Genomic DNA, 14,068 nt, shown 5'->3' on the forward strand with positions numbered 1-14,068 from the left:
TTAATTTTGATTAGGCAACTTGAATGCAGACTTTGTGACCAAGATAATCATCATGCGCTTATTGCCGGCTCTGGCGTTCGGCTTGCTTGCCACTATGCAGGCAAGGGCTGATGACTCTGCCCTGGTAAGCGGCCTCGCCCCAACACTGAACCCTGCCGTAATAGCAGAAGCCGTTGCCGCTATGAAATGCGCGCAGAATAATGGTGTTGGACAATCGGCCAGCCGCCTGGCTATTATCGACTACACTATCCCCTCTCAGCAGCAGCGTCTGTGGGTAATTGATTTGAACAATCGGACATTATTATTCAAGGAGCATGTTGCGCATGGTCAGGGTTCTGGCGGTGACATTCCCAACGCATTTTCAGATCGTGAGGGCAGCCATCAAACCAGCTTAGGTTTATTTCTGACACAGACAACCTATCAAGGCGGCAATGGCTATTCACTGAGACTGCAGGGGTTAAGTAAAGGCTTCAATGAGTCCGCGTTGCAACGCTTTATCGTTATGCATGGGGCGCCCTATGTGGATCCCGTCGCGGCAAAAGTACAAGGTCTTCTGGGGCGCTCATGGGGTTGCCCTGCAGTACGGGCCGAGATTGCCGAATCCATGATTGACACGCTAAAATTAGGCCAGTTTATTTATGCCTACGGGCCAGGCACCAACCAACTCTTGACCTGCAAAAAAGAAAACCTGTCGTTAGCGCATAATGCAACATTACGTTTTGCGAGCATGTGACTCAGATGCGCAAGGAATGAGCATGGTAGACGCACAACGAATTCAAAGGGTTTTGTGAATCCTACAACTGTATTTTTTAAGGAGCATATATTGTGACGTTCATGCAGAAACTATTTTGGTTTATTGCTCTGGTACTTTTCCCAGCCTCTATCTATATAGCATCCAGTCATTGGGCCCCAGCTCACGTCATCTCCCTCATTCTTGGACTGTACGTGGTGGTTGGTATACATGATTTATGGTTCAGTCCTCACACGCTAAATCGACTGTATCCAGTGGCGGCCTATATGCGTTACGCGCTGGAGTTTATCCGCCCGGAAATTCGCCAATACTTTATCGCCGGCGATACCGAAGAACTGCCCTTCAATAGAGAGGAGCGTGATCTCGTTTACCGCAGAGCGCAGGGGCTGGACGACACCCAACCTTTCGGCACCGCACATGACATCACGCAAGCAGGCTGGTTAGGCGCTGCACACTCGATCGCACCGACCGAGGTGCTCGAGGAATCTAAACGTGTGTTGATTGGTGGCGACCAGTGCACCCAACCCTACAATGCTGCGCGCCTGAATTGCTCCGCCATGAGCTTCGGTGCACTCAGTGCCAACGCCATTATGGCAATCAACAAGGGCGCAAAGCTGGGCGGTTTCTACCATAACACCGGCGAAGGAGGCTTCAGCCCCTATCATCGACAGGGTGGCGACATCGTCTGGCAGATCGGTACTGGCTATTTTGGCTGTCGCTTACCTGATGGCGGATTCGATTCAGAATCATTCAAAGCCTCAGCCACGCTTGACCAGGTCAAGATGATTGAAATAAAAGTATCACAGGGTGCAAAGCCATCTCATGGCGGCGTGCTACCCGCGGCCAAGGTATCGAGCGAAATTGCCCAAATCAGACTGGTCCCTATGGGTGAAGATGTGATCTCACCGCCTGGACACAGAGAGTTCAGCACCCCAAAAGGTCTGCTGAATTTTGTGACTAAACTCAGGGAGTTGAGTGGCGGAAAACCCGTGGGCTTTAAATTGTGCATTGGTCGCAAGTATGAATTTTTAGCCATTTGTAAAGCCATGCTCGAGACCGGCATTACGCCCGACTTCATCACAGTCGATGGCGCCGAGGGAGGCACCGGCGCAGCACCAGTAGAGTTCAGCAATCGACTAGGGGTTCCCTGTCTGGAAGGCACAAACTTCGTGCACAACTGCCTAGTCGGCACGGGCCTGCGTGGAAAAATTCGCATCATTTCGTCGGCAAAGACAGCAACTGGCTTTGACATAGTCACCAAGTTGGCGATTGGCGCTGACGCTGTTAATGCAGCCCGCACCATAATGCTGGCGCTAGGCTGCCTTCAATCTCAGGCCTGCAACACCAACAAATGTCCTACCGGTATCGCCACGCAGGATCCAGTGCGCGGAAAGGCATTGGACGTAGAGAGTCGACACAAGCGGGTTGCCAGTTTTCAGCAGCGCACACTGCGGTCAGCCTTCGAAATCATCGGCGCAATGGGTCTTGACGACCCCAAAAAAATGTTTCCTCATTTGATCTGGCGGCGCGGCGCAAATGGCATCAACCAACATTTTGACGACGTTTTTCCACCTCTTGCAGCGAATGTTTTATTGAGTGATGTTGTGCCAGACGACTGGGCCCGCGACTGGGAATTAGCTTCGGCCGATACGTTTGCGCCTCAGTTGTGAGTGCATTCCTCTGGTGTCATTCTATTTTAGTGTTTAGCGTCTTGGACATTGCATAGGCACTGGCGAGAGAACCTATCAAACGTGACGCGGTGGAGGGGACATTGTTTAATGGGCATTGCGATCAGCGCTCGATGAAAATACCCCTCTAGCTGACTTTTACCACCAGCTTTCCGAAATTTTGACCGGAAAAAAGACCGAGAAATGCCTGTGGCGCATTTTCCAGACCATCGACAATATCCTCTCGGTATTTAATTTTCCCCGCGGCAAGCCAATTGCTCATGTCGCCGATAAAAGCCGGAATACGGTCACGGTAGTTGCTCACAATAAAGCCCTGCATTTTCAGGCTGCGCTGTAGAATAAGCCCTTGAAGCAGCGACATGCGGTCAGGCCCGGAAGGCAACTCGGTCAGATTGTATTGTGAAATCAAACCGCAGATCGGCACCCGTGCAAAATTATTGAGCAGCGGCATGACCGCTTCCCAAGAACTGCCACCCACGTTTTCGAAATAGACATCAACACCATCCGGACAGGCCGTGGCCAACTGAGCTGCCAAATCATCGTCATAGTGACTCACACAGGCGTCGTAACCCAACACGTCTACTGCATAGGCACACTTCTCTTTCGCACCCGCAATACCCACCACACGACAGCCTTTGAGTTTTGCAATTTGGCCTACCACCGAGCCCACCGCTCCGGTTGCGGCAGCCAACACTACCGTGTCCCCAGGTTTAGGTTGGCCAATATCGAGTAATCCTACATATGCGGTCAGCCCTGGCATGCCAAGCACACCCAGTGCGTAAGAGGACGGGACAATACGCGGATCAAGTTTGGTTAAATCACTGCCGTCAGACAACGCATAGTCCTGCCAACCCGCATAGGCCGTTACCAGGTCACCCACCTCAAAAGCAGCATTGTTAGAGCGGGTCACTTGGCTCACCGTGCCCCCGACCATCACGTCACCTAACTCAACTCTGTCCGCGTAACTTTTACCCGCGTTCATCCTGCCTCGCATATAAGGATCCAGCGATAGAAACCGGGTCTGGAGTAGCACCTGACCGTCCTGCGGCACAGGTACGGGTAATGTTTCCAGCTTAAAATCGTCTTTCGTCGGCATACCGACAGGGCGCGCAGCCAGCACAATCCTGCGATTGACCGGAGGCCCAGCTGCTTGGACCGGATTTAGCGCCAGTGCACTCAACGCAGTGAGAGAAGCGAGGGTAAAATTACGGCGATTAAGATCCATGGGGCTGCCTCTTGTTGTTAAATAGCATCAGATTAACCGTAGACCTGTATCGACCGGTTGTCTAGGCTATGGCGAGGATAGCGCATATTCAGTCGGGCAGAAAAGGAATGCAATAGGTCGTCTACAGATCGCCACAAATCCGTAAAATTTAAACCGACTGAAGCATTTAACAAGCGTGGACTAGCATGGGCCTCAGTAAGTTAAGTACACTGTATGACGATATCCGTTGGAGACAATAAACATGTACGATCTAGTAATCCGTAATGCAAACATAGTCGATGGTACGGGCCTACCCGCATTTTCTGGTGACCTCGCCATCAATAATGGCAAGATCGCTGCAGTGGGCGATGTCAAAACCAAAGGCAAAAAAGAAATCGATGCCCAGGGCAAATTGCTGACCCCAGGCTGGGTGGATGTGCACTCTCACATGGACGGACAGGCCACTTGGGACCCCCTTTGCAGCCCCGCTGCGAACCACGGCATTACCACTCTGATCATGGGTAACTGTGGTATTGGTTTTGCGCCCTGCGAGCCCAATGCAGACGCTCAAGGTCGCCTGATCACAGTGGTTGAGGACGTGGAAGACATTCCCGGCGCTGCGCTGCATGAAGGTGTGAAATGGGATTGGGAAACTTTCCCTGAATATCTCGATGCTGTCGAAAAATTCCCGCGCGCCATCGATGTCGGTGCTCAGGTGCCTCACTGTGCTGTAAGAACCTATGTGATGGGTGAACGTGGCGCCAAAAATGAGATAGCAACGCCTGCAGATGTCAGCGCTATGGCAGCCATTGTCAAAGAAGGTATCGAATCCGGTGCTATCGGGTTCACCACATCACGCACCGAACTGCACACCACTGGCGGCGACCAGGCCATGCCGGGAACCTATGCCGACGAAGCTGAGCTACTCGGCATTGGCAAAGTCATTGGCGAACTGGGCGGCAAGGGTATCTTCGGCCTAGTATCTGACTTCCATAACTGGGAGCAGGAAATGGACTGGATGAAGCGGCTGTCGGTCGACAATAACTGCCAGATTAATTTCGTGCTTTTTTTCCGTGAAGAGGCGGACTGGGATCGTGTCCTCAAGCAGCTGGACTACTGTCGCCAGGCCAATGCTGAGGGCGCCCAACTGATTCCTCACGTTGGCGCTCGTCCGGTGAACATCTTGCTTAGCTGGGACGGCACCATCAACCCGTTCAGCTTTCATGCCAACTATGGCCCTCTCTCAGTCATGTCCCATGAGGATCGCTTAGCTGAACTGCAAAAACCTGAAGTCCGCGCTGCCATTGTCGCTGAGGACTTGCCGCTAATGGGCGATTCGTTTATGGATACCATCATCGGCGGCTATGACAAATTGTATCCTTTAGGTAATCCGCCGAACTATGAGCCGGCCCCCGAAGACAGCATTGCAGCCAAAGCGGCAGAGGCTGGCGTGTCTCCGCAAGAATTCTGCTATGACCTGATGATGCAGGACAGCGGAAAAACGGTCGTGTACTTTCCCTGCTTTGGCTACGGCGCGAATGATCTCAGTCGACAGGTTGAACTGCTAGAGGATAGCAGCACCGTTATCTCTCTCGCAGATACCGGTGCGCACTGCGGCGTATTGTGCGACGCCAGCATTCCTACCCAGATGCTCAGCTATTATGTACGTGACCGCGAGCGCGGCCATCGCCTGAAACTCGAAGATGTTGTCAAGATGCAGACCTTTGACACCGCGCGCTGCGTAGGTCTTGAAGATCGCGGTACGCTGGAAGTCGGTATGAAAGCTGACCTTAACTTGATCGACTTCGAGACGTTACAACTGGAATCACCGCAAATTATTTACGACCTCCCTGCGGGCGGACGACGCATGTTCCAAGGTGCAAGTGGATATATCGCCACCATCGTCAATGGTGAGATCATCATGGAGAATGGCAAACACACAGGAGCCGTGCCCGGCGCGCTAATCCGAGGTGCCCAGCCCGCGCCAAAAGCGGCCTAATAGAACGGCTCAATGCTGAATACCAGCGCCAACCTGCGTCTGAACATGACGGGCGCAGAGTTCGACCCGGCTCTTCAGTCCGCACGGTATCGCACCGCTATTATTAGGACAGGGAAACACTCATGCGTAAAACATTGGATTTCTACTTTGACTTCGGCAGCCCCACGGCCTATCTGGCGCACAAGCGGCTCGGTCAATTGGCTGCGCTGTACCCTCTGGATGTGACCTACAAACCAATGCTGCTCGGCGGTGTATTCAAGGCCACCGGCAACACTTCCCCGGTAGCCATTCCGGCAAAGGGGCACTACATGATGGCGCACGATCTACCGCGTTTTGCACATCGCTATGGTGTGGAGTTGAATCCCAACCCCTACTTTCCGATCAACACCCTAAACCTGATGCGGGCTGCCATCGCTGCCCAGCGTCTCGATTGTGCGCAGACCTTTATCAATGCCATGTATGACGCGGTGTGGGTGCAGGGGAAAAACATGGGCGACACAGAAGTCGTCGTAGCCGCGCTGACGGCACATGCACTGGATGCACAGGCGCTGCTGGCCTTGTCCCAAGATCCGGAGGTAAAGACAGAGCTCATCGCCAATACCGAGGCGGCTGTCGCACGCGGCATCTTTGGTACGCCAACATTCTTCATGGAGGACCAGATGTACTTCGGCCAGGACCGCCTGGATTTTGTAGAAGAGGCACTGCGCCACTAGCAACGGGTATTACTTGACCACAACTGGCGCCCTATACCGGGCTTATAAGAGCTTTTGATAATGTTCAGCAGTGAAGCCCCGATACTGCATAAAGCGAGCGCGTCGAGCTTTCTCTTTTATATCACTGGGCGCTAGAGCACCAAATTTCTTAAGTATCACCTCAGACGCGGCAGCGAACCAGTCAACCTGTAACGCTTTCATTGCAGCGGCAACATCAAGGCCTGACGCTCCCCGCTCCCGCAGTTCCTCACGCACGCGCACAGGACCGTAACCGCGACCGATGCGCTGTCGGGCATAACTTTCAGCAAAGCGCAGATTGCTCTGCAGATTCTGACCGGTGAGGCGAGCAATCTGCTCATCAATCATTGAATCATCAGGAAACCGACGTTTCAGTTTATTACGCAGCTCACGCACCGAGTGTTCTCGACGCGCCAACAGGTTCATCGCAGCCAAGCGAACATCCGCTGGCGTTATTTCAGCGCTCGCCGCCTCCTCCGCTTGGTTGCTTTCTAGTGAAGGGTCTTCAGACATGATAGGAACAGGCGCCGAGAGCTGGAGAGAGATAAGCGGGACCTCGGCACCTGTGATAAATGTTCAAAAATAATACTGCGACCAGAGTATCGCTACTTCAGCGCAGTTTCCTCGGTGTTTTCCGCAACATCAGCAGAAATTGCAGCCTTCTCCGGCGTAGTTGGCGTCAGCATTTGCGCGCGGATCTGATCTTCGATTTCACGAGCGACTGCAAGATTGTCGCCTAGGAACTTGGCGGCATTGGCCTTGCCCTGCCCGAGCTTGTCGCCCTTGTAGGCATACCAGGCGCCGGACTTTTCCACCAGGTTCAACTTCACACCCCAGTCGACCACCTCACCCATCCGATAAATACCATGACCATACATGATCTGAAATTCTGCCTGTTTAAAGGGTGGCGACACCTTATTTTTCACCACCTTCACTCGCGTTTCGTTGCCTATTACTTCATCGCCATCCTTGACCGCGCCAATACGGCGAATATCCAGACGTACAGATGAGTAGAACTTCAGAGCATTACCACCGGTGGTGGTTTCCGGACTACCAAACATCACTCCGATTTTCATACGAATCTGGTTGATAAAAATAACCAGACTGTTGGTCTGCTTGATGGCAGCCGTCAACTTTCGCATCGCCTGACTGAGCAACCGCGCCTGCAGACCCACATGAGAAGCACCCATCTCACCTTCGATCTCAGCCTTGGGCGTCAATGCCGCCACTGAATCGATGACCAACACATCAACCGCGCCGGAACGCACCAACATTTCTGCGACTTCCAGTGCCTGTTCGCCTGTGTCAGGCTGAGAGAGAAGCAGTTCATCCATCTGCACACCCAGCTTCTCAGCATAGGCGGGATCTAATGCGTGTTCGGCGTCAATAAAGGCGGCGGTGCCGCCCATCTTCTGGGCCTCGGCAATCACCTGCAGGGTCAATGTTGTCTTACCAGAAGACTCGGGGCCATAAATCTCACAAATACGCCCCCTAGGCAGGCCACCGATGCCCAAAGCAATATCCAACCCCAATGAACCGGTAGAGATGGCAGGAATAGCCACATGCTCCCGGTCTCCCATGCGCATGACAGTGCCTTTACCGAACTGTCGTTCAATCTGGCTCAGTGCTGCGTCCAGTGCTTTTCCCTTGTTAGCGTCCATAGTGGCCTCTCTCATTTTGCGAATACTCAACTGATTCTCGTTTAGTTTACCGGGTTAACTCCGGCCCCGCCTGCGGCAGACCTCGTTTGGCTGCCAGCAAAACTACTGTATATATAATCAGTTGTTTAAAATAGGATTGCAAGCCCTAAAAGTCACTAAATGCGATCATTTGGCAAGCATGAAAATAACCCGCCTGAATAATCGACAGGTCATTTTCTCAGCAATCTATTGTGCTCAGACGGCGCTGTCCGGACTGAAGGTAATACCCGCATCGGGCAGAAGTTCCTGCTCCAAAGACTTCCGGTCCTGCACATCAAGAGCCTGCCAGCTTTCCTTCAACTCCCGCCAGACGCGCACTTGGAAGGTTTTCGCAACAGCGCGGAACGGATGCCCCAGGAGATGTCCGTCGTAAAGCGCACGATGACGATCGAACGCCGCCTCGTTAAACACGGTTTCGCCATCGGCTACAGCGTCTTCGTAAGCCTTTTCGTTCTGCCGCATCAGCGCGACAAACGTACTGGTGATGATGCGCAGCAGGGGTTTCAGGCTTGAGGTCAGTGCTAAACCTGCTCTACCCTGCTCACCCTGTCGGCCGTCGCGGATAGCACATAGCCAGCGAAAGGTGTTCGGCGCCAACAACTCCAGCTGCGCAATAGCCTGCGGGTCAACCAGGTTCATGCCCAGCTGACCGTAGGCGCTGGCATCCGCCAGCGTAAAACGCCCCCCTAACAGATAAGGCTGATTAGCCAGCAGGTGTTCCATGGCTGCCAGATAGCGACGCCATGCCCCGTCCAGCAGCGCGTGCGTCGGTGGAAAACCCGGCCGTGAGGGCGGTGTTCTGTCTCTGGCAACACCCGCGTCGTAACCCTGGGGCGCGACGCTGAACAGGTAGGGGCAGCGCGATATCTGGCGTCGATACAAACGGCGTGCAAGGAGCGGTTCAAAGCCCGGCGGCAATAGTCGACGAAATTCCCGGGCTGTCATCTTACCCATGGGCGTGGTCTGGGCCGAACCCACCCAACGCATGTGGTGCACCATGTATAGGCCAAATTCGTCAAAGGCCTCGTCGATCAATTGGCAAATGAAAGCCAGCCTCGGATCCTGCGGAATCAGCAGGCTCGTCTGACGTCCCGGATCCTGATCCAGGTGGTGCGCCATAGCCGATGAATCATAGTAAAACGTTTTGCCATTGTGTGTATAAAACGGGACCGCAGGGTACTCGTCAAACTCAGCGGACATCGCAGGAAACCGTTGGATTGTGCCGCGGCGCTTTGCCACTTCCAGACGCAGAATCATAGACAGGGCAGACCTGCGACCGGCCTGTTGCGGCCAGCGCTCCCAGTCATGTCCAGTGAAGTCCAGTAGCGACTGCATCTTCAACTGATAAGGTGACGCCGCCAAGCCCCACAGAATACATTTTTTCATGTGTCAACATTTCCCTCCGTTCCGCAAAGGACACTGACATTGTGCACCCGCCGATACCCATGATGTAGCGCACGATCGCACCGCTCGCTCTCTGCAAAATAAGACAAAACCACAGAGCATGCCTATCAGCCCGGTGCTTTTTAACGACCCATTCACGGGAGAGGGCGACACAGTCCGCTTCAAAGAAATACTCTCCGGATTGATGGGGAGCCTGCAAAAGGCAGATAGCTTTAGCCACATATTGGCACACAATAATGTCCGGCATCCGGGGTAACGCTACGCTAATTCAGACTGCAAAAAGTCCAGTGTCGTCGCCATTTTGCTATCACCCACCGTAATCACTGCCGCGTTGAAATCGGTCACCCCGACATCACGCAAGCGAGCGATCTCAGCGCGCAGTGTGGTCTCGTTACCCACTATCGACAGTTCTGCAGGCCCGGAGACACCCTCGCGATCAAGCATGGCACGATATGATGGCAACATGCCGTAAATCTCCAGCGACTTGCCAATGTGCTCCCTGGCCGCGTCGACATCGTCAGTAAGGCAGATAGGCAAACCACAGACAATACGCGGCGCAGGTTTGCCAGCCTCGGTAGCCGCAGCACTGATGATAGGGACGATATGATCCTCGATCGTATTGGGGCCTGTCATCCAGGTGCTGGTACCATCGGCCCAAGTGCCGGCCAGCTTGAGCATCGCAGGGCCAAGCGCTGCCACCAGCAGCGGGACAGCATCTGTATCGGGAGTCTCCAGAGCCAGTTTAGCCGTCAATTGCTCCCCTTCGAATTGCACGCCTTTGCCGTGTAACAGCGGCGTAAGAATCTGCAGATACTCCGACATATGTCGCGCCGGCTTGTCATAGGATAAGCCGTACATGCCCTCGATGACGACCTGGTGGGACAAGCCAATACCCAAGGCAAAGCGACCATCGCAGGCCAGCTGTGTCGTCATGACCTGCTGCGCCAGCGCCGCGGGGTGTCGTGGATACGTTGGCGTTACTGCGGTACCCAGCTCAATGCGTTGCGTTTCCCAACCGGCAATAGCACAGGCCCCGATACCATCCATGCCAAAAATATTTGGCAACCACAGCGTATCAAAGCCTCGCGCTTCAACATCAAGGGCGAAAGCCACAAGGCCAGTGAGCCCAAAACTAGTCTCTGCAGTTGCCCCGGCAAAAATCCCTATACGCATAGTGTTAGCCTTGGTATTGAGTTTGCACGCACTATGCTGTCGCGTTATCTACTGCTGCTTAATGGCCAGCGTCACGTTGACGGTTACCTTGTAGCTGTTTTCTCCCGCAGCAATGGGCACTGACTCTGCCTTGTAATCCATCGCCATCCTGGCCATGGGCATTGGCCGTGAATTATACTGCTGCTCAGAAATCTCCAGAACCTTGCCTATGCGGACACCGGCCGCCTTTGCCAGGGTCTCGGCCTTGGACAGTGCCTCTTGCATAGCTTCTGTTCGCGCCTGCGTTATCGCCGCCGAAGGATCGTCGTTGGCAAACTGGATGCCGCCACCGTCATTGACGCCCAGTGTCACAGACGTATCCAGCACCTCACCCACTCGGCTGATATCTCTGACTCGAACGGTCAACGCATTGCGCACCGTGTAGCCCACCAACTTAGGGGCCTCAGCAGCGCCTGAGCTCTGCCTAGGCGGACTCGTATAGCGCGGCTGAATGTTAAAACTGGACGTCTGCAGATCCCGCTTGGCAATACCCAAAGTGGTCATAGCCGCTAGCACCTTGGTCATGGCGGCAGAGTTAGCGGTCAGCGCTTCACGCGCCGTCAAGGCTTCTCGCATGACACTCAAGTGCAGCACTGCCATATCCGGCGCAATATCAACGCTGCCGGCTCCCGTAACGAGGATACGCGGTGCAGGATCTTCCCCCGCGACGGCCAACTGTCCCCCAACCACGAAGCATGCTGTGATCGCCAGCAGGGCTGCGCCCCTTAACATTACATTATTTTTCACGCTATTCTCCCACTCACTCAGTATTGTAAATGTCATGCCAACGTTAACCAGCCTAACACTTTTATGCTGGGCTCAGGCCACTAAAAACGCCGTCATCAAGACACCAGCGATGCTCGAAACAACAAAACTGCGCGACAAAACTCGCTGATCAATTGTAGACATTTGCACCAGTGGATCGCGACTGACACGGACACGCCGTATCACTGGCCACTCAATAAATGCGGCGAATACCACGCTGGCGATTGCGCCGCCCTGCAGTGCGGCACGACCCCAGCTATCAGCGGGCACCGAAATCCACAGTATACTCAAAGCAAGGATACCACCGACGCTACCAGCAACACTCATAATGAGAAATTGACGCACGCTATTGTGGGTGAAATCCCAATTGTAGAGAAACAGTCCCTGCTTATGCGGAATATCGTAGGCTGCGCCAGAATAACGAGCACCCAAATAGTGAAACCATTCGTGAACCAGCGTTGTCAACGTAATGCCGGCTAGCGCACCGGTAACAACACAAAGCACTGTCGCAATACCCAGCCCAGTAATTGTACTCCAGCTATCGGCGGCAGCGAACAACGACAGAGCGACCACAAATACAAGGGCATGCGTTGACGCCAGTCTTGCCAGACGCATACCGCGTGACTTAGCAGGCGGTGGTGGCGGGGTTTTTGCGGTATCTTCTTTCATCGTTGTATTATCCATTATTCAGCTGTCCTGCGCCTGTGATCCGAGGGAGATCCATCATTGTAACCACACCGGGTCTCGCAGCGCATACCCCGGGCAGAGCATTGACCACCCAGTTGGCTGCGGACGCGTTACCACCGCCAGCCAGGCCAGGCTCGTAGTGATCCTCGCCATGTACACTGACATGCAAGTCAGGGTCGCCACTGATAATCACCTGATGACAACCTCTCCCCTCAGGAGGATACGGCCAGTCGGGGGCACATTCATCGTCGATACGGGTGACGTGCTCGAGGGCATAAAGTGGTTTATCACCGTGATATCCCAACACTTCAAATCGAAACGCGCCCTGAGTGCCCGCCTCAAAAGTCCCCATACCAGGAACCTCTATCGTACGCTGCAGGGGCAAACGCTCGACCTTCACTTCCAGTTTTTCTACCGGCTTGTCTAGCGCCTCACCCACTAAGCGCACCATCGGACCCCACACCATTTCAATCGCGAAATCGTGCAGCATCATCGGCAACGCATCCATCGGGCCACCAAAACCGATCACCTCTCGCACGACGTGTGGCTGATCGTAAAGCGCGTAATTAAAAACCTCCCGGGTGCGGATCTCGCGAATACCCGACACCGCACCACTGAGCACAACAGGAAGCATATCCATAACCCAGCCCGGATCAATCCCGGACACAAACAAGGATGCGCCACTTCGTGTGCACACATCGGTGATGGGCTTAAGAGCATCTTCCGGAGTAGACGCAGGATCCAGATAAGAATAAAAAGCGGTAGAGACTACATTGATACCGGCCTCAAGACAGGCCAACAGATCACTCATAGCCTCGGCAGGGCGTGTGTCCGCTGTGGCGGTATAAACGACAGCATCCGCACCTGCGTCTATCACGCTACGCCAGTTGTCTGTGGCAATCACGCCGGTTGCGCCGACGCCTGCGATCTGCCCCGCATCAACGCCTACTTTGTCCTTACTTGCAACAATCACTCCAACGAGGTCGAGATCACGGTGTGACATTACCGCACGAATCGCTGGTCGTCCGACATTGCCTGTTCCCCACACGATTATTTTCAACGCCATATCAATATTCCTTATCGCTATTATTGAGGCAGTATATAGGATGTAACATCATCCACCGATCACAGCGAAAAAATGTTGAGGCATAGCACAGTGAGTAATACCCCTCTCCAACAATAAGGACCTTGGGGCCTTATGCGACGCCTAGTGAGTCTAGAGTACGAGGGAATGAGAGCGCTAAGACCACTAGTCTTTACTTGGCCTTTCGCCCTGATCTTCTGCCAGCTTCTCAGCCACTTCCTCTGCGGTCTCTGCAGAGTCATTACCTGCCGACACTTCTGTCGCGGGCCAGGGGCTTAGAGGCCATGGCTTGTCGTCGGTACGGAACAGGATATAACGGAGTGTACCGTTAACAACCGTGATCAGAGCGTCAGAGAAATTGGACAGTCGCGGGCCCACGCTACCTTTTATCAGGTAACGGACAACACTGAGCAGCACTAATAACAGTGCCGCATAAACAACCTCAAGATACAATGCTACAGACAAAAGCACGACGAATAAAAGCTTCTCCCAATCTTTTCCCTTGATCGTCTCGGACACACCTTCCTCGCGCGCCGCCTCTACAGTATTTTTTCCATCTTCCTCATTCATATTAATCTATCACCTCTGTTTTATGCATTTTTGCGCCCCTTAGGGGAAGCTCATGCCATTACCGTCGCGCATGAGCCTGAAGTATAAGAGATATTCAGTGTGTGTCGAGAGTCATTAGTGGCCCAAAAAAGAGTCTCCTACTTCCATTTATGGCAAACAACTGGCGCGGTGCCTACTAATAGTCAAGGCCGCCAAAAGCGGCAATTATGGCAACAACGCACAACGCGCCGATGAATTCGCAGGCCTCAATGTTTTCCCTGTGGAGCATTCGTC

Annotated in this window: 13 protein-coding genes; 4 read left to right on the forward strand and 9 right to left on the reverse strand. The window is 53.7% G+C overall.

What is annotated here, in order from left to right:
- Positions 1 to 34 precede the first annotated feature (34 nt).
- Both ABXT62_RS11520 and ABXT62_RS11525 read left to right on the forward strand, forming a co-directional pair.
- Entirely contained in the window at positions 35 to 733 is a 699-nt protein-coding gene (locus ABXT62_RS11520; RefSeq protein ID WP_415355435.1) for a murein L,D-transpeptidase catalytic domain family protein, read from the forward strand.
- A 101-nt stretch (positions 734 to 834) separates the two neighbouring features.
- Positions 835 to 2,421 (forward strand): FMN-binding glutamate synthase family protein, encoded by a 1,587-nt coding sequence (locus ABXT62_RS11525; RefSeq protein ID WP_415358204.1) that lies wholly within the window; start codon positions 835 to 837, stop codon positions 2,419 to 2,421.
- 145 nt (positions 2,422 to 2,566) lie between these two features.
- Here ABXT62_RS11525 and ABXT62_RS11530 read toward each other — a convergent pair whose 3' ends face one another.
- Positions 2,567 to 3,664 (reverse strand): NADP-dependent oxidoreductase, encoded by a 1,098-nt coding sequence (locus ABXT62_RS11530; protein ID WP_415355436.1) that lies wholly within the window; start codon positions 3,662 to 3,664, stop codon positions 2,567 to 2,569.
- Between the two features lie 241 nt (positions 3,665 to 3,905).
- Here ABXT62_RS11530 and ABXT62_RS11535 point away from each other — a divergent pair, with 241 nt between their 5' ends.
- Together ABXT62_RS11535 and ABXT62_RS11540 are read left to right on the forward strand one after the other, a co-directional pair.
- Complete coding sequence (locus ABXT62_RS11535) at positions 3,906 to 5,642, forward strand: N-acyl-D-amino-acid deacylase family protein (protein WP_415355437.1); 1,737 nt, start codon at positions 3,906 to 3,908, stop codon at positions 5,640 to 5,642.
- A gap of 122 nt (positions 5,643 to 5,764) precedes the next feature.
- On the forward strand, positions 5,765 to 6,355 hold the full coding sequence (locus ABXT62_RS11540) for a 2-hydroxychromene-2-carboxylate isomerase (RefSeq protein WP_415355438.1): 591 nt from the start codon (positions 5,765 to 5,767) through the stop codon (positions 6,353 to 6,355).
- Between the two features lie 42 nt (positions 6,356 to 6,397).
- On the opposite strand, the gene ABXT62_RS11545 is transcribed toward ABXT62_RS11540, so the two are convergent.
- From ABXT62_RS11545 to ABXT62_RS11580, 8 genes are all read right to left on the reverse strand, one after another.
- Positions 6,398 to 6,886 carry a regulatory protein RecX gene (locus tag ABXT62_RS11545; protein WP_415355439.1) on the reverse strand — a complete coding sequence of 163 codons (489 nt, stop codon included), beginning with the start codon at positions 6,884 to 6,886 and terminating at the stop codon, positions 6,398 to 6,400.
- A 92-nt stretch (positions 6,887 to 6,978) separates the two neighbouring features.
- Entirely contained in the window at positions 6,979 to 8,034 is a 1,056-nt protein-coding gene (recA, locus tag ABXT62_RS11550) for a recombinase RecA (protein WP_415355440.1), read from the reverse strand.
- Between the two features lie 234 nt (positions 8,035 to 8,268).
- Entirely contained in the window at positions 8,269 to 9,459 is a 1,191-nt protein-coding gene (locus ABXT62_RS11555; RefSeq protein ID WP_415355441.1) for a glutathione S-transferase C-terminal domain-containing protein, read from the reverse strand.
- 276 nt (positions 9,460 to 9,735) lie between these two features.
- A complete protein-coding gene (locus tag ABXT62_RS11560) occupies positions 9,736 to 10,650 on the reverse strand; it encodes an LLM class F420-dependent oxidoreductase (RefSeq protein WP_415355442.1) in 915 nt (304 codons plus the stop codon).
- A 48-nt stretch (positions 10,651 to 10,698) separates the two neighbouring features.
- Complete coding sequence (locus tag ABXT62_RS11565) at positions 10,699 to 11,436, reverse strand: SIMPL domain-containing protein (protein WP_415355443.1); 738 nt, start codon at positions 11,434 to 11,436, stop codon at positions 10,699 to 10,701.
- A 72-nt stretch (positions 11,437 to 11,508) separates the two neighbouring features.
- Complete coding sequence (locus tag ABXT62_RS11570; protein WP_415355444.1) at positions 11,509 to 12,138, reverse strand: hypothetical protein; 630 nt, start codon at positions 12,136 to 12,138, stop codon at positions 11,509 to 11,511.
- Complete coding sequence (locus ABXT62_RS11575; RefSeq protein ID WP_415355445.1) at positions 12,131 to 13,207, reverse strand: hypothetical protein; 1,077 nt, start codon at positions 13,205 to 13,207, stop codon at positions 12,131 to 12,133. Before ABXT62_RS11575 ends, ABXT62_RS11570 begins: the two co-directional genes overlap by 8 nt.
- Before the next feature lie 183 nt (positions 13,208 to 13,390).
- Positions 13,391 to 13,795 carry a DUF4389 domain-containing protein gene (locus ABXT62_RS11580; RefSeq protein ID WP_415355446.1) on the reverse strand — a complete coding sequence of 135 codons (405 nt, stop codon included), beginning with the start codon at positions 13,793 to 13,795 and terminating at the stop codon, positions 13,391 to 13,393.
- Between the last annotated feature and the right edge of the window lie 273 nt (positions 13,796 to 14,068).

It is taken from the genome of Halioglobus sp. Uisw_031 (genome assembly GCF_047729875.1).
In the GTDB taxonomy this organism is placed as follows: domain Bacteria; phylum Pseudomonadota; class Gammaproteobacteria; order Pseudomonadales; family Halieaceae; genus Marimicrobium.

What these genes read in the sequence shown, in the direction of transcription:
- ABXT62_RS11525 (WP_415358204.1), top strand. Translation starts at nt 835, where the DNA reads ATGCAGAAACTATTTTGGTTTATTGCTCTGGTACTTTTCCCAGCCTCT.
- ABXT62_RS11530 (WP_415355436.1), bottom strand. Translation starts at nt 3,664, where the DNA reads ATGGATCTTAATCGCCGTAATTTTACCCTCGCTTCTCTCACTGCGTTG.
- ABXT62_RS11535 (WP_415355437.1), top strand. Translation starts at nt 3,906, where the DNA reads ATGTACGATCTAGTAATCCGTAATGCAAACATAGTCGATGGTACGGGC.
- ABXT62_RS11540 (WP_415355438.1), top strand. Translation starts at nt 5,765, where the DNA reads ATGCGTAAAACATTGGATTTCTACTTTGACTTCGGCAGCCCCACGGCC.
- ABXT62_RS11545 (WP_415355439.1), bottom strand. Translation starts at nt 6,886, where the DNA reads ATGTCTGAAGACCCTTCACTAGAAAGCAACCAAGCGGAGGAGGCGGCG.
- recA (WP_415355440.1), bottom strand. Translation starts at nt 8,034, where the DNA reads ATGGACGCTAACAAGGGAAAAGCACTGGACGCAGCACTGAGCCAGATT.
- ABXT62_RS11555 (WP_415355441.1), bottom strand. Translation starts at nt 9,459, where the DNA reads ATGAAAAAATGTATTCTGTGGGGCTTGGCGGCGTCACCTTATCAGTTG.
- ABXT62_RS11560 (WP_415355442.1), bottom strand. Translation starts at nt 10,650, where the DNA reads ATGCGTATAGGGATTTTTGCCGGGGCAACTGCAGAGACTAGTTTTGGG.
- ABXT62_RS11570 (WP_415355444.1), bottom strand. Translation starts at nt 12,138, where the DNA reads ATGGATAATACAACGATGAAAGAAGATACCGCAAAAACCCCGCCACCA.
- ABXT62_RS11575 (WP_415355445.1), bottom strand. Translation starts at nt 13,207, where the DNA reads ATGGCGTTGAAAATAATCGTGTGGGGAACAGGCAATGTCGGACGACCA.
- ABXT62_RS11580 (WP_415355446.1), bottom strand. Translation starts at nt 13,795, where the DNA reads ATGAATGAGGAAGATGGAAAAAATACTGTAGAGGCGGCGCGCGAGGAA.